Origin of the sequence: Brevundimonas vesicularis (assembly GCF_027886425.1) — a bacterium.
Classification (GTDB): domain Bacteria; phylum Pseudomonadota; class Alphaproteobacteria; order Caulobacterales; family Caulobacteraceae; genus Brevundimonas; species Brevundimonas vesicularis_C.
This window is the reverse complement of sequence record NZ_CP115671.1, coordinates 25,464-42,694: the sequence shown is the minus strand read 5'-3', so window position 1 is coordinate 42,694 and position 17,231 is coordinate 25,464. Positions and strand designations below refer to the sequence as shown.

Genomic DNA, 17,231 nt, shown 5'->3' with positions numbered 1-17,231 from the left:
CTACCCTGCCGCGCGCCGAAAGTCACTCGTTGGCGGGAGATGGGGCGGATTCAGAGGGTGTTTGCGGAGGGGTTTCCGGCTCCGGCTCGCTGATCTGGGGCGCCCCCTCGTCTTCTGTTGCTTCCGGCAAGTCCTGACCCGCCTCGATGGCGGCGATCAGCCGACTAGCGTAGTTTGAAGCGCTGCCGCCGTGGGGGTTGTTGGCCAACGGTTTCAGCACCGCGATCGCCTCTTCCGGCTTGCCGGTTTTCACCAGGGCGTCCGCATAGGGGAAGCGCACCGCCGCTAGCTGAGGGGCGCGGTCCAGCGCCAGGCCCAGGGTCAGCAAATCGTTGTCATTGGGATAGCCTGGCTGGGTCCGACGGAGTTCGGACAGCAGCATCAGGGTGCGATAGTCGTTCTGACCGGCTGCATAGGCGCGAGCGAGATAACCGCGCGCCTGGATGCGCAGCGCCTGAGCCTGGTCGTCACCGTCAGCCTCTCGCGCCTGTTCAAGCCGCTCCTGCGCCAGGAACTGCAAGGCTTCGACATGGTCCGGATTGATTTCCAGCAGGCGTTGAAGCGCACGTTCGCCGGCGGGGCGATCGCCGAAATGGAGACCGGCATGGCCGGCGGCGAGCAAGGCCAAGGGATCGTCGCCATGCCGCGCCGCCAGTCTGGCGACTTCCTGGCCCAAGGCTTGGCGATCTTCATCAGGGACGCCGATTTTGAGCCGTTGGTTGATGAGCAGGAGATCGTCGGCGGCGGGAGACAGACGCGTGACGACGATGTCGGCCGTTGGAAACTGGCCGCTGAGCGTTCTGCCCATCAGACGACCACGGGAATACTGTCGCAGCGCGGTCTGAAGGTCTCGCAACGACATTCCGGTAGCGGCCTCCATCGCAGGAACGGAATCCTCACCGCCCGAAACGCGCCTCAGATAGTCTTCCAACTGTTCCAGACGCGAAGGGTCGCTGATGAACCAGTGGGTCAGCAGCCAGGCGATCGGATAGTAGGTCGCCTTCTGGCTGTCGGACCGAACTTCACCCGGGCGCTTGGTCAGCAGGACATCAAGAGGAATCCAGCTCTCCGTCAAAATCCAGTAGGCGCGGTTCTGGTTGAACTGCCCCAGCTGCACCTTTCGGTCGCGAACATCGATGTCCGCGGTCATGTAATATTCGGCAAAGCCCTCGACGAACCACGCCGGGTAGGAGCCGGGGAAGTTGCCCAGCATGAAGTGGTGGGCGTATTCGTGCATCAGGATGTCATCGCCCGACATCCCGCCGGCGCCGTCGCCTCTGACGGCGACCGCAAAGATGTCCTCTTCCGTCGGGAAGTAGGTGCCCATCGTGTTTTCACCGCTTTGCGGATGCACACGCGTCAAGCCTCGGCGGCCGCCGACGAGATAGATCGGCATCTTACGCTGCGGCTCGTCCGACATCGAGCCGCCGTGTCGGACCTGCATGACACGATCGAAAATCTCGAGTTTCTGAACGTAATCGCGCAGGGCGCGCTCGCCGCCGTCGCTATAGACGATGAAGCGTTCGCTTTCGGCACGTAGCCAGTCCGCCCGCGCCGGCTGAGCCATTACGGCAAACACAATCGATCCCAACGCCGCAATGGCGCAGGTCACCAACTTCGAACTCATACAATCAGTCCCGAACATCCCTTGAGGGCGAAGGTGCAACTTCCACGCGCCAACGTCCAGCCGATTGGTCCACGTAAATAACCCCTCGTCAGGAGGGGCTATCGGAGTCATGCTCGGTTCTGGAGGAGACGATCAGGCCGTCAGAGTCCGACGCTCCCCTCCCGGATCGATCCGGGATCATAGGGAAAGGACAAGGACGATGGCTGTCATCCATCCTCAAGACCGTATCGCCCATGCGCCGCGTGAGCGGGCGCCGCTGCATCCGGCGGTAGGGCTGGTCGTCGGCTTCGGCTTTATCGTAGCCGTGGCGACGCTGGTCCATGTGGTGTTCAACACCGTCTTCTGACGGCGTTTGAGGGCCGCGATCAGGCGGCCAGACGATTCCAGACGGCGCGGTCGGCAGAGACGGCGTCGAGGCGACGGCCCTTGGCCTGAAGCTGACGCATCACCTGTTCGGGCAGGGTGCAGAAACGCGGCTCGACCAGGTCGGGATTGCAGGCGGAGGCCGGCGCCGCGAACAGGGCGGCGTTTACGTCCGGGCTGCGCTCGGCGATCAGCCAGGCCAGGCGACGGGCGCGTTCGGGGTCGTTGCGGTGAAGCAGCGGGTCCTCGGCGAACAGTTCGCAGCCCAGTTCCAGCAGATAGTCCAGACCCAGCTTCTCGAACCGGCGCGCGTCGGCGGGCGTGACCGGGCAGGCCTCGTCCAGGTCGAACACGACGTCGTTCAGAAGAAACAGCATGGGCGAGACGCTCGACTGACCGGACGCGAGTTCGTCCGTAAGCTCACAATAGGCGCCGTCGCTTGCGGTCCCGTTCACGGACGCGGTTAAGCGTTTGTGACCGGACGAGCGCCGCCCTAACGAAAAGCGACGGCGATGACGCGACGTGACCCTTGCGCGGTCGGTCGGCCTCAGCTTACCTGATCACGCATTGTTACAGGCCGGCGTCGCGCCGGAGAGAGGCCGTCATGACGACCCATGAAGATCGCGCCGGGCTGAAGGTCGCGGGCGAACTGATCGCCCTGATCGAGCAGGACGTACTGCCGGGGCTGGGGCTTGATGCGGCCGCCTTCTGGAGCGGAGCGGCGGCGATCTTCGAGCGGTTCGCGCCCGAGAACCGCGCGCTGCTGGCGCGACGCGACGCCTTGCAGGCTCAGATTGACGATTGGCATCGGGCGCGGCGGGGCAAGCCCTATGATGTGGCGGCGTCGCAGGCCATCCTGAAAGAGATCGGCTATCTGGTGGAGGAGCCGGCGACCTTCACCATCGGCACCGAAGGCGTGGACGCCGAGATCGCGCGCATGGCCGGGCCGCAACTGGTGGTGCCGGTGCTGAACGCCCGCTTTCTGCTGAACGCCGCCAATGCGCGGTGGGGCAGTCTGTATGACGCCCTGTACGGCACGGATGCGTTGGGCGACCTGCCGTCCGGCGGCGGCTATGACACGGCGCGCGGGGCGCGGGTGGTGGCGCGAGCCAAGGCCTTCCTGGACGAGGCGGCGCCGTTGGCCGAGGGTTCGCACGCGGACGTCGGCGGCTGGTCGGTGGTGGACGGCACCCTGTCGCCGGCGCTGAAGGACGCGGGACAGTTCGTCGGCTTCACGGGCGAAGCCAGCGCGCCCGCCTCGATCCTGCTGGTAAACAACGGGCTGCACATCGAACTGGTGATCGACCGCAGCCACCCGGTGGGGCGCAGCGATGCGGCGGGGCTGGCGGACGTGGTGCTGGAGTCCGCCCTGACGGCCATCGTCGATCTGGAGGATTCCGTCGCGGCCGTCGACGCAGCGGACAAGGCCGAGGCCTATCGCAACTGGCTGGGCCTGATGCGCGGCGATCTGTCGGCGACGTTCAAGAAGGGCGGCGAGACCCTGACCCGTGCGCTGGCGCCGGATCGCCAGTGGACGGCGGCGGACGGATCGTCGGTGATCCTGAAGGGGCGCAGCCTGCTGTTCGTGCGCAACGTCGGACATCTGATGAAGACCCCGGCCATTCGTCTGGCGGATGGGTCGGACGCGCCCGAGGGGATCATGGATGCGATCGTGACCAGCCTGATCGCGCTGTATGACATCAAGGGGCTTGGCGGGTTCGGCAACAGCGCGACCGGCTCGGTCTATATCGTCAAACCCAAGATGCACGGGCCGGAAGAGGCCGCCTTCACCGACCGTCTGTTCGATGCGGTCGAGGATCTGCTGGCCCTGCCGCGTCATGCGATCAAGGTTGGGGTGATGGACGAGGAGCGCCGGACCTCGGCCAATCTGGCGGCCTGCATTCAGGCGGTGAAGGACCGGATCGTCTTCATCAACACCGGTTTCCTGGATCGCACCGGCGACGAGATCCACACGGCCATGCAGGTCGGGCCGGCAGTGCGAAAGGCGGACATCAAGTCCAGCGCCTGGATCGCGGCCTATGAGGCGAGGAACGTCGCCATCGGCCTGAAATGCGGCCTGTCGGGCAAGGCCCAGATCGGCAAGGGGATGTGGGCGGCGCCGGACCGGATGGCGGACATGCTGGAGCAGAAGATCGGTCATCCGAAGACGGGCGCGAACACCGCCTGGACGCCCTCGCCGACGGCGGCGACCCTGCATGCGCTGCACTATCATGCGGTCGATGTGTTCGCGGTTCAGAAGGAGATGGCCGGGCGCGAGACGCCGGGGCTGGAGGCTTTGCTGACCCCGCCGCTGGCGAATGGCGTCAACTGGTCCGAGGACGAGGTGGCGGCCGAGTTGGACAACAACGCCCAGGGCATACTGGGCTACGTCGTACGCTGGATCGACCAGGGGGTGGGGTGTTCCAAGGTGCCGGACATCCACGACATCGGCCTGATGGAGGACCGGGCGACGCTGCGGATCAGTTCGCAGCATATCGCCAACTGGCTGCTGCACGGGGTCTGTACGGCCGATCAGGTCGAGGCGGCCTTCCAGCGCATGGCGGCCAAGGTCGATGGTCAGAATGCGGGCGATCCGCTGTATCGGCCGATGGCGACGGACCCGGATAACAGTCTGGCCTATCAGGCAGCGCGCGCGCTGGTGTTCGAAGGCGTCGAGCAGCCGAACGGCTATACCGAGCCGTTGCTGCACGCCTGGCGGTTGAAGGCGAAGGCGGCTCAGTCCGTCTGACGGGCCTTGGGCGGAGCGGGCGGTTCCGGAATCTCCGCTTCATCGTCGGCCATGACGTCGTCGGCGGCGTCGTTGGCGGTTCGGGCGGAACTTTGCGGGCCGGTCGGTCGCGGCGGTGAGCCGACGCCGTAGCCGAGGCGCTTCAAGGCCTCTTCGCCGTCCAGGCCGAAGGCGTTGCGCAGGCGAAGATCGGTCTGGGGCACCGGCACCTCGACGCCCGCCGCGTCGAGGGCGTCGGCGATCAGCCAGGTGTAGGCGGCGTGCATGGCCGCCGGACGTTTGACGGCGTCACGCGTCGGCCAGACCACCAGTTCGAACGACAGACCCCGATCGCCAAAGGCCACCAGCCAGACCTGGCTCTTGCGGGCCTCCGTCTCGGGCAGGGTGAAGGGGCTGGCGCGGGCGGCGGCCAGAACCGCATCGCGCACCTGTCCCCGGTCCGACCCATAGGCGACGGTGAAGGGCACATGGATGCGACGGGTGTCGCCCTTCATCGTCCAGTTGGTGACGGGCTGTTCGATGAAGCGCGAGTTGGGCACCAGGACATTGACGTTGTCATTGGTGCGGACACGGGTGGCGCGCGGGCCGATCTCCATGATGGCGCCACGGATGCCGATGTCCTCGATCTCGATATAGTCGCCGACCGACACCATCCGGTCGAAGATCAGGAACAGGCCGGAGACGAACTCCTTGACCACCCCCTGCAGCCCGAGACCCACGCCGATGCCCAGCGCGCCGGCGAAGACGGTCAGGGACGACAGGTTCAGCCCGGCCGCCGACAGGGCTGACATGATGCCCACGACGATGATGCCGTAGCCGGCCAGGCGCTCCAGCAGATAGATCGCCTGACGGCTGCGGTCCGAACGCTCGCGCACCCGGCGCAGCGACCGTGTGACCAGCCAGTGGGCGGCGAAGGCGATCAGGAGGATCACGCCCGCGCTGACCAGACCGCCCAGCGTCAGATTGGTCCCGGCGATGCGGGCGATCTGCGACTGCTCGATGGTGTCGAGGCCCAGCTTCTGGATCGGATTGGTCATCGCATTCTAGAGCGTCCGGCGAACGGTCAAGGTTCCGAACCTAGATGGCGAAGTCCTCGGTCGAGAAGCGCCCATCCAGCCAGGCGACGATGCGCTCGGCGGCGTCCTCGGGCGACATGGTTGTGGTGTCCACGACGATCTCGGGCGTCTCGGGGGCTTCGTAAGGGCTGTCGATGCCGGTGAAGTTCTTGAGCTCTCCCGCGCGGGCCTTCTTGTACAGGCCCTTGACGTCGCGGGCTTCAGCGACCGCAAGCGGCGTGTCGACGTGGACCTCGACGAACTCGCCCTCGCCCAGCAGGTCGCGGGCCAGACGGCGTTCGGCGCGGAAGGGCGAGATGAAGCTGACCAGGACGATCAGCCCGGCGTCCACCATCAGTTTCGACACCTCGGCGACGCGGCGGATGTTCTCGACCCGGTCCTCTTCGGTGAATCCCAAATCGCGGTTCAGGCCGTGGCGGATATTGTCGCCGTCCAGCAGATAGGTGTGACGACCGTCGGCGTGCAGCCGCTTTTCCACCAGATCGGCGATGGTCGATTTGCCCGCGCCCGACAGGCCGGTCAGCCAGACGACGCGGCCCGTCTGGTTTTTGATCGTGGCGCGCGCGGCCTTGTCCACCGACAGGGCCTGCCAGTGGATGTTGTGGGCGCGGCGCAGGGCGAAGTGCAGCAAACCCGCCCCGACCGTCCGGTTCGAGATCCGGTCGATCAGGATGAAACCGCCCAGATCCTTGTTCTGGGCATACGGGGCGAAGGCGACGGGGGCGTCCAGCGACAGGTTGCAGACGCCGATCTCGTTCAGTTCCAGGCGCTTGGCCGGTTGTTGCTCCAGGGTGTTGACGTTCACCTTGTGCTTGGGCTCGGTGATCGTGGCGCCCACCAGCTTTGCGCCGATCTTGAGCAGGTAAGGCCGGCCCGGCAGCAGGGGCTCGTCGTCCATCCAGACCACGGTGGCCTCGAACTGGTCGGCAGCCTCAGGCGGGGCGCCGGCGCTGGCCAGGACGTCGCCGCGTGAGACATCGATCTCGTCGTCCAGGGTCAGGGTGATCGACTGACCGGCGACGGCCTGATCCAGGTCGCCATCGGCGGTGACGATCCGCGCCACGGTCGAGGCCTTGCCCGACGGCAGGACGCGGACGGGATCGCCCGGGCGCACGGTCCCGGCGGCGATCTGGCCGGAGAAGCCGCGGAAGTCGAGATTGGGCCGGTTGACCCACTGCACCGGCAGGCGGAACGGATCGGCCTGAAGAGCGTCGCCGACCTTCAGCGTCTCCAACAGGCTCATCAGCGGCGGGCCGGCGTACCATGGCGAATGAGCGCTGGGCTCGGTGATGTTGTCGCCGCGCAGGGCCGACATCGGAATGGCGTCGAACGTCTTCAGCCCGATCTGACCGGCGAAGGCGCGGAAGTCGGCGACGATGGCGTCGAACGCGGACCGAGACCAGCCCATGAGGTCCATCTTGTTGACCGCCAGGATCACATGGCGGATGCCCAGAAGGCTGACCAGATAGGCGTGGCGGCGGGTCTGGGTCAGCACGCCGCGCCGGGCGTCGATCAGGATGACGGCGGCGTCGGCCGTGGAGGCGCCAGTGACCATGTTGCGGGTGTATTGTTCGTGGCCCGGCGTGTCCGCGACGATGAACTTCCGCTTTTCGGTGGAGAAGAAGCGATAGGCGACATCGATGGTGATGCCCTGCTCCCGCTCGGCGGCCAGGCCGTCGACCAGCAGGGCGAAGTCGATGTCGCCGCCTTGGGTGCCGACCCGGCGGCTGTCCGCCTCCAGCGCCGCCATCTGATCCTCGAAGATCATCTTGGAGTCGTAGAGCAGGCGGCCGATCAGGGTGGACTTGCCGTCGTCCACGCTGCCGCAGGTGATGAAGCGCAGCAGGCTCTTGTGCCGGTGGGCGTCCAGATAGGCGTCGATGTCGCGGGCGATCAGGTCTGATTGGTGGGCCATTAGAAATAGCCCTCCTGCTTCTTCTTCTCCATCGAGGCGGACTGGTCGTGGTCGATCATCCGCCCCTGTCGCTCGGAGGTGGTGGTCAGAAGCATTTCCTGGATCACCTCGGGCAGGGTCGCGGCCGTGCTCTCGACCGCGCCGGTCAGGGGGTAGCAGCCCAGGGTGCGGAAGCGCACGGACTTCATCTGCGGCGTCTCGCCGGGACGCAGTCGGAACCGGTCGTCATCGACCATGATCAGGGCGCCGTCACGCTCCACCACCGGCCTTTCGGCGGCGAGGTAGAGAGGCACAATGGGGATCCGCTCCAGGTGGATGTATTGCCAGACGTCCAGCTCGGTCCAGTTTGAGATCGGGAAGACGCGGATGCTCTCACCGGGCTTTTTGCGCGTGTTGTAGAGCCGCCAGAGTTCGGGGCGCTGGTTCTTGGGGTCCCAACGGTGTTCGGCCGTGCGGAAGGAAAAGATGCGTTCTTTGGCGCGCGACTTCTCCTCGTCGCGACGGGCGCCGCCGAAGGCCGCGTCAAAGCCGTAATGGTCCAGGGCCTGTTTCAGACCTTCGGTCTTCCACAGGTCCGTGTGTAGGGCCGAGCCGTGATCGAAGGGGTTGATGCCGCGTGCGAGGGCGTCGGGGTTCTGGTGGACCAGCAGCTCGACGCCCAGATCGGCCGCCGCCTGTTCGCGCATCGCGTACATGGCGCGAAACTTCCACGTCGTGTCGACGTGCAGAAGCGGGAAGGGCGGCCTGGACGGATAGAAGGCCTTCTTCGCCAGATGCAGCATGATGGCTGAGTCCTTGCCGATCGAGTACAGCATGACCGGACGTTCGGCCTCGGCCGCCACCTCGCGCAGGATGTGGATGCTTTCGGCCTCCAGACGCTGGAGGTGGGTCAGGCGCGGCGTGGAAAGGGCGGCAGGTTTTTTGGTCAGGGTGGCGGTGGTCACCGGGGCGTCTCCGTCGAACGCCATGTGACAACGCCAAAGGGCGGGACGGGACAAGCGAGGGTTCCTGTTCCCCGCTAGGAGATTTTCGTCCCGCGGCGTCCGATTTCGCCGTCGGTGCGTAACGGAACCAGGGTCGCTGAAAGCGGCTTATGGCTTCGAAACGGAAACGCCCATGTCCAGCCTGAAATCCCTCGCCGCATCAGCCGCCGCCGCGATCGCGCTGGCGGGATGCGTGACCGCACCGTCGCCTTCCGAATATCGCGCGCCCCAGCCGGCCAAGCCGGTGGATGTGCAGCGTCTGTGGTCCGGGCGCTGGCATGAGATCGCGCGTCTGCCGGATCGGTTGACCGACGGCTGCGTCGCCGGCGCGTCGATCTATACGCCGGTGGAGGGCACGCGGGTCGATGTGCGCGACACCTGTCAGGTCGGCACGCCGGACGGCAAGGAAAAGGCCATCGGCGGACGGGGCGAAATCCTCGATCCGGGCACTAACGCCAAGCTGAGGGTCAAATATCTGGCCGGGTTCGTCACCTGGGATTATTGGGTGTTGGACCGGGCGGACGACTACAGCTGGTTCATCTCGGCTGATCCGACCTTCAATCGCCTGTTCATCTATACGCGCGACCTGCCCAGCGAGCAGCAGGTGCGCGCCTTGACTGAACGGGCGCGGGCCCTGGGGTACGACGTCAGTCGTCTGGAGTTCCCGGCCCAACCGGCGCGGTAAGGATCAAAGGCCATGCGCTCGCCACGGACGGTTTTGTTCGCCTCGACATTGCTCGCGACGGTGATCGGTTTGGGAGCCTGCGCGGGCGGGACAGCCTTGCCCGTTTCGGCCGGGTTTGGTCCGGACCCACAGCTGCCGGCGCCGCGTCAGGGCTTGCTGCCCACCGTCAATATCGCCCCGGCGTCGAGCTGGCCCGAAGGCGCGACGCCGGTCGCGGCGGCGGGATTGCGCGTACAGGCGTTCGCGACAGGCCTGGATCACCCGCGCTGGCTCTATCGCCTGCCCAACGGCGATATTCTGGTCGCGGAGTCGAACGCGCCGCCGAAGCCCGAAGACAAGAAAGGCGGTCTGCGTGGCTGGGTGATGGGCAAGGTCATGGCCAAGGCCGGCGCCGGTGTCCCGAGCCCCAACAAGATCGTCCTGCTGCGGGACGCGGACGGCGATGGGGCGGCGGAGATCAAGACCGATTTCCTGACCGGACTGAACTCGCCGTTCGGCATGGCTCTGGTCGGCGACCGGCTGTACGTCGCTAACGCCGATGCGGTGGTGGCCTTTCCGTATCGGAGCGGCCAGACGCGCATCGACGCTGCGGCCACGAAGGTCGCGGACCTACCTGCCGGCCGCAATCATCACTGGACCAAGAGCTTGGTCGCCAGCCCGGACGGCCGGCGGCTTTATGTCGGAGTTGGATCGAACTCCAACGTCGGCGAAAACGGCCTGGATGAGGAAGTCGATCGCGCCGCCATACTGGAGATCGATCCAGCGACGGGCGCGCGGCAGGTCTATGCCTCGGGCCTGCGCAATCCGGTCGGCATGGACTGGAACCCGCAGACGGGCGAGCTGTGGGTGGCGGTCAACGAGCGTGATGAGATCGGCGACGATCTGGTGCCCGACTATATGACGTCGGTGACGCCGGGCGGCTTCTACGGCTGGCCGTGGAGCTATTACGGCCAGACTGTCGATACGCGCCCACCCGCCAATCCGGCGATGGTCGCGCGCGCGATCCGGCCGGATTACGCCCTGGGCGCGCACACGGCGTCGCTGGGGCTGACATTCGGACAAGGCGCGAGCCTGTTGCCGCCAGCCTTGCGCTCAGGCGTTTTCGTCGGCCAGCATGGATCGTGGAACCGCAGCGTGCGCAGCGGCTACAAGGTGATCTTCGTGCCGTTCGTCGATGGGCGTCCCGCCGGGCCGCCGCAGGATGTTCTGACCGGATTTCTGAACGCCCGGGGTCAGGCGCAAGGCCGGCCCGTCGGGGTGCAGATCGACCGAGAAGGCGCCCTGCTGGTCGCCGATGATGTGGGCAATGTCATCTGGCGCGTCAGCGGCGCCTGAACCTCGATCATAGAACCTGAACCTCGATCATAGAAGAAGCCCCGGCCGAAGCCGGGGCTTTCCCCTATTCTGCTGAGATCAGTTCAGCGGCTGGACCGTGATCGCCGGAGCGGCGGGCGTGGGCACGACCGGAGCCGGGGTCGAGGCCGCAGGCGCGGCGTTCAACCGGCTGGTGCTGGACGTTGAAGCGGCCGGCGCGGAGTAGGGTTGCGGACCCGCAGGCGTAGCCGGCGTCTCAACACGGGCGGCGGCGCGCTGTTCAACGGCCGGCGCAGCGCGACGGGCCACGGGTTCGGCGCGGCGAGCGACCAGCGCAGGCGCGGCGGCGGGCGTCGGAGCCGCAGCCGGCGTGGGCGCGACCTCGGCCGGGGCGGGCGTGACCGGCGCCTGGGCGGCCGTCATCGCGGCGGGCGCGGTCTGCATGGCCGGTGCGGCGGTCGCGGCGGGCTGGGCCGGAGCGGCCTGTTCGCCGCCCATCATCATGGCGACGCCGCTACCCAGCAGCACCACCGCGCCGATCGGGGCCAGGATCATCCAGGTCTTCACCGACTTCTTGGACTTGGTCGTGCGGGCGTAGCGCGGGACGAAGGTCGTGTCGTCAGCGCGGGCTTCGGTATTGGCGTTGGCATAGGTCATAGACATTGTTTCTGTCCTCCATAACGTCGATCAACCAACCCGCCGTTCCGCAACGGCGTTCCGCGTAAAGCGCAAAAGCCCCGAAGAAACACCGTTTCCGCCCGGAATGGGGCGAAGACCGTGCGCGCGGCCGCCGCATTTGCCGTCAATGCGGCAATAAAAAGCAAGGCGGTGCTCTGGATTTCCGCCGCGTCAACCGAACAAATGGATCACGGCTGGACGGCAATTCGTCAGGTTCGCGAAGGATTGCGGACCCTATGGTTGACCCGACCGGCCGCCTTCGTCCATCACCGGACGGGAGCGAACACGCATTGACCGGAGTACGGCGCGCATGGGTTTTGTAGCCAATATCCGTAGGGATGTCCGGTTCGCGCGCGGCCTGTTCCGTCTGTTGAAACGCATCAAGCCGATCGAGTTGGACAGCGACGTCCTGCTCTGCGACGACTTTGAAGAAGCGGTCGACAAGTTCGCCGACAACATCGCCATCGACGACGGTCAGCGCACCCTGACCTATCGCGACCTGGACGCCATGGCGAACCGCTTCGCCCACTGGGCCAAGAACCGCGGCCTTCGTCGCAGCGACACCATCGCCCTGATGATGACCAACCGGATCGAGTATCTGGCGGCGTGGATCGGCTTCTCCAAGGTCGGCATCGCCACGGCCCTGATCAACACCAATCTGAACGGACAGGGGCTGGCTCACTGCCTGGCCATCTCCAAGGCCTTCAACGTCGTCGCGGACGAGGATTGCTGGCGTCAGATCGAGGAGGCGCGGCCTCTGGTCGATCACAACCTGGCGCTCTGGGTTCTGGGCTTGACCGACGATCTGGAGACCAGCGACCGTCGCGGCCTGGACAAGCCCGTGCGCGGCGGGTCTTCGGTGCGGCCGTCCAAGTCGGCGCGCGAAGGCCTGACCAACCGCGACACCGCTCTTTATATCTACACCTCCGGCACGACCGGCCTGCCCAAGGCGGCGCGCATCCCGCATTCGCGCGCCCGGACCTATATGCGCGCCTTCGCCGGCGCCACGCGTTCGACGCCCGAGGACCGGATCTTCAATGTCCTTCCGCTGTATCACTCGACCGGCGGTCTGGTCGGGGTGGGCGCAGCGCTGCTGAACGGCGCGCGGCTGGTGATCCGCAAGAAGTTCTCGGCCAGCACCTTCTGGCCCGACGTGCGCTCGTCGGGCGCGACCATGTTCGTCTATATCGGCGAGCTGTGCCGCTATCTGGTCAATTGCCCGCCGCACGAGGACGAGACCAAGCACAAGCTGCGTCTGGCGTTCGGCAACGGCCTGCGCGCCGATGTCTGGCCCGACTTCCAGAGCCGGTTCAAGATTCCTGACATCCTGGAGTTCTACGGCTCGACAGAAGGCAATGTCTCGCTGTTCAACTTCGACGGCAAACAGGGCGCAATCGGTCGGGTGCCGAGCTTCCTGAAGTCGCAGATCAATATCCGCCTGGTCGAGTTCGACGTTGATACCGAACAGCCGATCCGCGGCTCGGACGGCCTGTGTCGCCTGGCGCGCGTCGGCGAGGTCGGCGAGGCCATCGGACTGATCGGCAACGACATCCGCCACGACTTCTCGGGCTATGCCGACAAGGCCGCCTCGCAGAAGAAGATCCTGACCGACGTGTTCAAGAAGGGCGACCGCTGGTTCCGCACCGGCGACCTGATGAAGCAGGACAAGGAAGGCTATTTCTACTTCGTCGATCGGATGGGCGACACGTTCCGCTGGAAGGGCGAGAACGTCTCGACCTCTGAGGTCGAACAGGTGCTGATGGACGCACCGGGCGTGACCGAAGCCATCGTCTATGGCGTGCCCGTTCCGGCCCAGGACGGCAAGGCCGGCATGGCGGCCCTGGTGGTGGAAGGCAAGTTCGACGCCCAGGCCTTCTCCGACCATGTCGAGGCCAAGCTGCCCGCCTATGCTCAGCCGGTCTTCGTGCGGTTGATCAAATCGGCGGAGACGACCGGCACCTTCAAATACCGCAAGGCCGATCTGGTGGTCGACGGGTTCGACCCGTCCAAGACCGGCGCCGCCCTCTATGTGCGGGGCGGGGCTGCGGGCTATCAGAAGCTGACGGCGGCCGGGCGCAACGCCATCCTGAAGGGTGAAAGCCGTCTGTAACGACTGGCAAGGCGGCGTTCGCGAAACGCCGTCTTAATGATTAATGGCGATAGTCCCGACCTCTCGCGTCAGGATTGTTCGCCTCCATGTTCCAGATCATCGGCATCGTGCTGCTGTTCGGCCTCGTCTTCGGCAGCTACGCCATTTCGGGCGGCAAGTTCGAAGTGATTCTGCACGCCGCGCCGCACGAGCTGATGGCCATCGGCGGGGCTGGCATCGCCGCCTTCCTGATCTCCAACTCGCTGCCGGTGATCAAGGGCTCCATGGCGGGGCTGGGCAAGACCTTCGCCGGGCCGAAGTGGAAGAAGCAGGACTATAAGGACTTGCTGTCGCTGCTGTTCCAGCTGACCAAGACGATGAAGTCCAAGGGCGTGGTGGCGCTGGAAAGCCACATCGAAAAGCCCAAGGAATCGACCATCTTCCAGAAGTACCCCAAGGTGCTGAAGGACCATTTCGCCGTCGATTTCATCTGCGACACCCTGCGGATGATGACGATGAACCTGGAGGATCCGCACCAGGTCGAGGATGCGATGGAAAAGCAGCTCGAAAAGCATCACCACGAGCATCTGGAAAACGCCCACGCGCTTCAGAACCTAGCCGACGGTCTGCCTGCGCTAGGTATCGTCGCCGCCGTGCTGGGTGTCATCAAGACCATGGGTTCGATCACCGAGCCGCCTGAGGTTCTGGGCGGCATGATCGGCGGCGCCCTGGTCGGCACCTTCATGGGCGTGTTCTTGGCCTATGGTCTGGTCGGTCCGTTCGCGGCGCGCCTGACGGCCATCATCAACGAGGAAGCCGCCTACTATAAGATCATCCAGTCGGTGCTGGTCGCCCACCTGCACGGCAACGCCGCGCAGATTTCGGTCGAGATCGGCCGAGGCGACATCCCGTCATCGGCGCAGCCGTCGTTTGGCGAGATGGAAGAGGCGCTGAACAGCATCACTGCCGACTGATCCCGACTTTCCTGATCTTAACTTGCCCTGCCGCGCGCGGCGGCCCTATCGTTTGCGCCAAGAGACGTTCCGGTCTCGCAAGCTTCGGAGACATCTTCATGCGTATCAAAGCCCTCGTCGCCGCATCCGCTGCGCTCCTGGTCCTGGCCGCCTGCAGCAAGGCCCCGGAAGAAAAGGCCGAAGCGCCGGCCACCGATGCTGTCGAGGCCGCAGGCAGTGCTGAAGAAGCCGCCCTGACGGTCGATCAGGCCGCCAAGGACGCTGAAGCGGCGGCCAATCAAGCCATTCAGGAAGACACCGCCGCCCAGGCCGCCACGACGATGCAGGGCGCCGACGCCTCCGCCGCAGCGCCCGCGCCTGTCGCGCCGGCCGAGCCTGCGCACGGTCCGGCGGCCGCCCACTAGGCCGCGTCGAAACCAACGCCCGAAGAGGCCGCTCCGACTGGGGCGGCCTTTTTCATGTCGGCGACGAAGGTGCTAGAGCCGCGCGATGACGCCTGATGACGACGCCTCGCCCCTGCTGACCTGGACCGAAGAGGGCGAGCCGCGCTCCGGCCGGTTCGGCGACGTCTATTTCTCCCGAGACGACGGCCTGGCCGAAACGCGGGCGGTGTTTCTGGAAGGTTGCGGCCTGCCGGACGCCTGGATGGGACGGGATCATTTCACGGTGGCCGAGCTGGGGTTCGGCACGGGGTTGAACATCGCCGCCCTGCTGGATCTGTGGCGACGGACGCGGCCCGAGGGCGGGCGGCTCAACATCTTCTCCATCGAGGGGTTTCCGCTGACGGCGGCGGAAGCGGCGCGAGCGCTGGGCGCCTGGCCCGAACTGACGGAGGCGACCGAGGCCTTGATCGCAGACTGGCCGGCCGCGACGCCGGGCTTTCACCGGGTGGACCTGCCGGGCTTCGACGCCGTGCTGGACCTGGCGGTGGGCGATGCGGCCTGGGCGCTGGAGCAGTGGTCGGGAGCGGCGGATGCCTGGTTCCTGGACGGTTTCTCGCCTGCGCTGAACCCGGGCATGTGGTCGCCCGAAGTGATGGCCTTGATCGCTAGGCGCTCGGCGCCGGGCGCGCGTCTGGCCACCTTCACCGTCGCCGGAGCCGTGCGGCGCGGCCTGGCCGAGCAGGGTTTCGTCGTCGAGAAGCGCCCCGGCCATGGCCGCAAGCGCGAGCGGCTTCAGGCGCGTCTCCCCTCGGTTTTCGAACCGTCGCCGCCGCCCCGCGTCGCCGTGATCGGCGCGGGCGTCGCTGGTGCATCTGTGGTCCGCGCCCTGGAGGCGCAGGGCCTCCGGGCCGTGGTGTTCGAGGGTGAGCGCCCGGGCGCGGGCGGCTCTGGCTTTCCGGCGGCCCTGATTACGCCGCGTCTGGATGCCGGCGACCTCGGCATCGCCGCCCTGCATGCCCAGGCGCTGGAGCGGGCGCGGCATCTGTATGCGGCAATCGCCGGCGCAGTGACAGGCGAAGGCGTACTGCAACTGCTTCAGGCGCCGCGCGATGCCGCCCGGTTCGAAAAGATCGCTCGCCAGCCGATCTGGAATGACGATGACATGGTGGTGCTGGACGAAGGGGCGGCGTCAACCGTCGCCGGCGAAGCGACGGGGCAGGGCGGTCTGCTGATGAAGGGAGCATTCGCGCTACGCCCTGCGGCGGTGCTCTCGAACTGGCTTTCGGACGCGGAGATGCGCTCTGAGCGCATGACACGGCTGGAGCGCGCCGACGGCCGCTGGCGTTTGATTGGCGAAGCCGACGCGGTGCTGGGCGAGGTCGATGCTGTGGTTCTCGCCGCCGGCTGGGGATCGGCCGCGCTGCTGGACGGGTTCAACCACACGCCGCGCCTGTCGCCCGTTCGGGGCCAGGCGGACTGGATCGACGGGGACGTGACCGTCCACCCCATGGCCTGGGGCGGCTATGCGGTTCCGACGGGCCAAGGCGTGCTGTTCGGCGCGACCCATGATCGGGGCGACACCGACACGGCGCCGCGTGAGGACGACAGCGCGCGAAATCTGGCGACCCTGGAAGCGCGCCTGCCAGAGTTGGCCAAGCGCATCGTGGCGGCCGGGCCTGTGCAGAAACGGGCGGCAGTCCGCGCCACGACGCCGGATCGCCTGCCTGTGGCGGGCGCTCTCGATGACGGACTCTATGTGCTCGGCGGTCTGGGGTCGCGCGGCTTTTGCGTCGGGCCCTTGCTGGGCGAGCATATCGCCGCCCTCGTCCTTGGTCAGCCCTCGCCCCTGCCGCGCGATCTGGCGGCGCGCGTGTCGCCCCGTCGGTCTTCGGTTCTGGCGGACGCCCTTGCATCATCCTCGCCGACGCGCGCAGGATGAAGCGGGGGTTTGTTCGGGAGTTGACTATGCATCGGCTCATCCTGTCGTCGGCGGCCCTCCTCGCCTTGTCGGCCTGTGCGCCGTCGCCGGGCGTGACGACGGCCAGCCGCGCCGACGCCGGCCAGTGCTTCCGGCCCAATCTGGTGCGCAACTTCACCGCGCCGAACGACCAGACCCTGTATGTTCGCACGACGGACGCCGGGGTGTTTCAGATCGAAACCCCCTTCTGTCGCGACATGACCCGCGCCCTGTCGATCGCGCTGGAACCTGTCGCCGGATCGAGCCGCCTGTGTCCCGGCGATCAGGCCTCACTGCTCAGCCCGGCGACGGGCCCTCAACCGTGCCGCGTGCGCATCGCAAAGAAGCTGACGACCGCAGAGATCGAGGCCCTGCCGTCTCGCGATCGGCCCTGATCGAAAACGCTTTTGGAGCTTTCGGGAGAGATTGAATTCTCGT

General features: G+C 66.5%; 16 protein-coding genes. 10 read left to right on the top strand and 6 right to left on the bottom strand.

Annotated elements, in window-relative coordinates; genetic code table 11:
• Positions 1 to 22: 22 nt before the first annotated feature.
• Positions 23 to 1,627 carry a hypothetical protein gene (locus PFY01_RS00185; protein WP_271041961.1) on the bottom strand — a complete coding sequence of 535 codons (1,605 nt, stop codon included), beginning with the start codon at positions 1,625 to 1,627 and terminating at the stop codon, positions 23 to 25.
• 199 nt (positions 1,628 to 1,826) lie between these two features.
• On the opposite strand from PFY01_RS00185, the gene PFY01_RS00180 reads away from it, so the two are divergent.
• Entirely contained in the window at positions 1,827 to 1,973 is a 147-nt protein-coding gene (locus PFY01_RS00180) for a hypothetical protein (protein ID WP_017505653.1), read from the top strand.
• 19 nt (positions 1,974 to 1,992) lie between these two features.
• On the opposite strand, the gene PFY01_RS00175 is transcribed toward PFY01_RS00180, so the two are convergent.
• Complete coding sequence (locus tag PFY01_RS00175) at positions 1,993 to 2,367, bottom strand: hypothetical protein (protein ID WP_271041960.1); 375 nt, start codon at positions 2,365 to 2,367, stop codon at positions 1,993 to 1,995.
• Positions 2,368 to 2,594: 227 nt separating this feature from the next.
• On the opposite strand from PFY01_RS00175, the gene PFY01_RS00170 reads away from it, so the two are divergent.
• Complete coding sequence (locus tag PFY01_RS00170) at positions 2,595 to 4,739, top strand: malate synthase G (protein WP_271041959.1); 2,145 nt, start codon at positions 2,595 to 2,597, stop codon at positions 4,737 to 4,739.
• Here the strand turns inward: PFY01_RS00170 and PFY01_RS00165 are convergent.
• The 3 genes from PFY01_RS00165 to cysD are packed head-to-tail and all read right to left on the bottom strand — an operon-like array spanning position 4,727 to position 8,698.
• Complete coding sequence (locus PFY01_RS00165; protein WP_271041958.1) at positions 4,727 to 5,776, bottom strand: mechanosensitive ion channel family protein; 1,050 nt, start codon at positions 5,774 to 5,776, stop codon at positions 4,727 to 4,729. The genes PFY01_RS00170 and PFY01_RS00165 overlap by 13 nt on opposite strands.
• A 40-nt stretch (positions 5,777 to 5,816) precedes the next feature.
• Entirely contained in the window at positions 5,817 to 7,730 is a 1,914-nt protein-coding gene (cysN, locus tag PFY01_RS00160; protein WP_271041957.1) for a sulfate adenylyltransferase subunit CysN, read from the bottom strand.
• Positions 7,730 to 8,698, bottom strand: coding sequence for a sulfate adenylyltransferase subunit CysD (gene cysD / locus PFY01_RS00155; protein ID WP_271041956.1), 969 nt, complete (start codon positions 8,696 to 8,698; stop codon positions 7,730 to 7,732). The genes cysN and cysD overlap by 1 nt, the downstream gene beginning before the upstream one ends.
• A 148-nt stretch (positions 8,699 to 8,846) precedes the next feature.
• Between cysD and PFY01_RS00150 the strand changes: the two genes are divergently transcribed.
• Together PFY01_RS00150 and PFY01_RS00145 are read left to right on the top strand one after the other, a co-directional pair.
• A complete protein-coding gene (locus PFY01_RS00150) occupies positions 8,847 to 9,398 on the top strand; it encodes a lipocalin family protein (RefSeq protein WP_153925479.1) in 552 nt (183 codons plus the stop codon).
• A 12-nt stretch (positions 9,399 to 9,410) separates the two neighbouring features.
• Positions 9,411 to 10,733: a PQQ-dependent sugar dehydrogenase gene (locus tag PFY01_RS00145; protein WP_271041955.1), complete on the top strand. Its 1,323-nt coding sequence runs from the start codon at positions 9,411 to 9,413 to the stop codon at positions 10,731 to 10,733.
• Between the two features lie 78 nt (positions 10,734 to 10,811).
• On the opposite strand, the gene PFY01_RS00140 is transcribed toward PFY01_RS00145, so the two are convergent.
• Positions 10,812 to 11,375: a hypothetical protein gene (locus tag PFY01_RS00140; RefSeq protein WP_271041954.1), complete on the bottom strand. Its 564-nt coding sequence runs from the start codon at positions 11,373 to 11,375 to the stop codon at positions 10,812 to 10,814.
• Between the two features lie 114 nt (positions 11,376 to 11,489).
• On the opposite strand from PFY01_RS00140, the gene PFY01_RS00135 reads away from it, so the two are divergent.
• The 6 genes from PFY01_RS00135 (at position 11,490) to PFY01_RS00110 (ending at position 17,188) form a co-directional block, all read left to right on the top strand.
• Positions 11,490 to 11,684, top strand: coding sequence for a hypothetical protein (locus PFY01_RS00135; protein WP_271041953.1), 195 nt, complete (start codon positions 11,490 to 11,492; stop codon positions 11,682 to 11,684).
• A 16-nt stretch (positions 11,685 to 11,700) separates the two neighbouring features.
• Positions 11,701 to 13,500, top strand: coding sequence for a long-chain-acyl-CoA synthetase (locus PFY01_RS00130; protein WP_271041952.1), 1,800 nt, complete (start codon positions 11,701 to 11,703; stop codon positions 13,498 to 13,500).
• Positions 13,501 to 13,586: 86 nt separating this feature from the next.
• The gene (motA, locus tag PFY01_RS00125) at positions 13,587 to 14,453 is read left to right on the top strand and encodes a flagellar motor stator protein MotA (RefSeq protein ID WP_055754172.1); all 867 of its coding nucleotides are present in this window, start codon (positions 13,587 to 13,589) and stop codon (positions 14,451 to 14,453) included.
• A 98-nt stretch (positions 14,454 to 14,551) separates the two neighbouring features.
• On the top strand, positions 14,552 to 14,857 hold the full coding sequence (locus PFY01_RS00120) for a hypothetical protein (protein ID WP_045811531.1): 306 nt from the start codon (positions 14,552 to 14,554) through the stop codon (positions 14,855 to 14,857).
• Between the two features lie 85 nt (positions 14,858 to 14,942).
• The gene (gene mnmC, locus PFY01_RS00115; RefSeq protein WP_271041951.1) at positions 14,943 to 16,775 is read left to right on the top strand and encodes an FAD-dependent 5-carboxymethylaminomethyl-2-thiouridine(34) oxidoreductase MnmC; all 1,833 of its coding nucleotides are present in this window, start codon (positions 14,943 to 14,945) and stop codon (positions 16,773 to 16,775) included.
• A 26-nt stretch (positions 16,776 to 16,801) separates the two neighbouring features.
• The gene (locus tag PFY01_RS00110) at positions 16,802 to 17,188 is read left to right on the top strand and encodes a DUF6491 family protein (RefSeq protein ID WP_271041950.1); all 387 of its coding nucleotides are present in this window, start codon (positions 16,802 to 16,804) and stop codon (positions 17,186 to 17,188) included.
• Positions 17,189 to 17,231 lie beyond the last annotated feature (43 nt).

Excerpts from the sequence above, each read along its gene's own strand:
- PFY01_RS00175 (WP_271041960.1), bottom strand. The coding sequence starts at position 2,367 with ATGCTGTTTCTTCTGAACGACGTCGTGTTCGACCTGGACGAGGCCTGC.
- PFY01_RS00170 (WP_271041959.1), top strand. The coding sequence starts at position 2,595 with ATGACGACCCATGAAGATCGCGCCGGGCTGAAGGTCGCGGGCGAACTG.
- PFY01_RS00165 (WP_271041958.1), bottom strand. The coding sequence starts at position 5,776 with ATGACCAATCCGATCCAGAAGCTGGGCCTCGACACCATCGAGCAGTCG.
- mnmC (WP_271041951.1), top strand. The coding sequence starts at position 14,943 with ATGACGCCTGATGACGACGCCTCGCCCCTGCTGACCTGGACCGAAGAG.
- PFY01_RS00145 (WP_271041955.1), top strand. The coding sequence starts at position 9,411 with ATGCGCTCGCCACGGACGGTTTTGTTCGCCTCGACATTGCTCGCGACG.
- PFY01_RS00130 (WP_271041952.1), top strand. The coding sequence starts at position 11,701 with ATGGGTTTTGTAGCCAATATCCGTAGGGATGTCCGGTTCGCGCGCGGC.
- motA (WP_055754172.1), top strand. The coding sequence starts at position 13,587 with ATGTTCCAGATCATCGGCATCGTGCTGCTGTTCGGCCTCGTCTTCGGC.
- PFY01_RS00150 (WP_153925479.1), top strand. The coding sequence starts at position 8,847 with ATGTCCAGCCTGAAATCCCTCGCCGCATCAGCCGCCGCCGCGATCGCG.
- PFY01_RS00185 (WP_271041961.1), bottom strand. The coding sequence starts at position 1,627 with ATGAGTTCGAAGTTGGTGACCTGCGCCATTGCGGCGTTGGGATCGATT.
- PFY01_RS00140 (WP_271041954.1), bottom strand. The coding sequence starts at position 11,375 with ATGTCTATGACCTATGCCAACGCCAATACCGAAGCCCGCGCTGACGAC.
- PFY01_RS00110 (WP_271041950.1), top strand. The coding sequence starts at position 16,802 with ATGCATCGGCTCATCCTGTCGTCGGCGGCCCTCCTCGCCTTGTCGGCC.
- cysD (WP_271041956.1), bottom strand. The coding sequence starts at position 8,698 with ATGGCGTTCGACGGAGACGCCCCGGTGACCACCGCCACCCTGACCAAA.
- PFY01_RS00180 (WP_017505653.1), top strand. The coding sequence starts at position 1,827 with ATGGCTGTCATCCATCCTCAAGACCGTATCGCCCATGCGCCGCGTGAG.
- cysN (WP_271041957.1), bottom strand. The coding sequence starts at position 7,730 with ATGGCCCACCAATCAGACCTGATCGCCCGCGACATCGACGCCTATCTG.
- PFY01_RS00120 (WP_045811531.1), top strand. The coding sequence starts at position 14,552 with ATGCGTATCAAAGCCCTCGTCGCCGCATCCGCTGCGCTCCTGGTCCTG.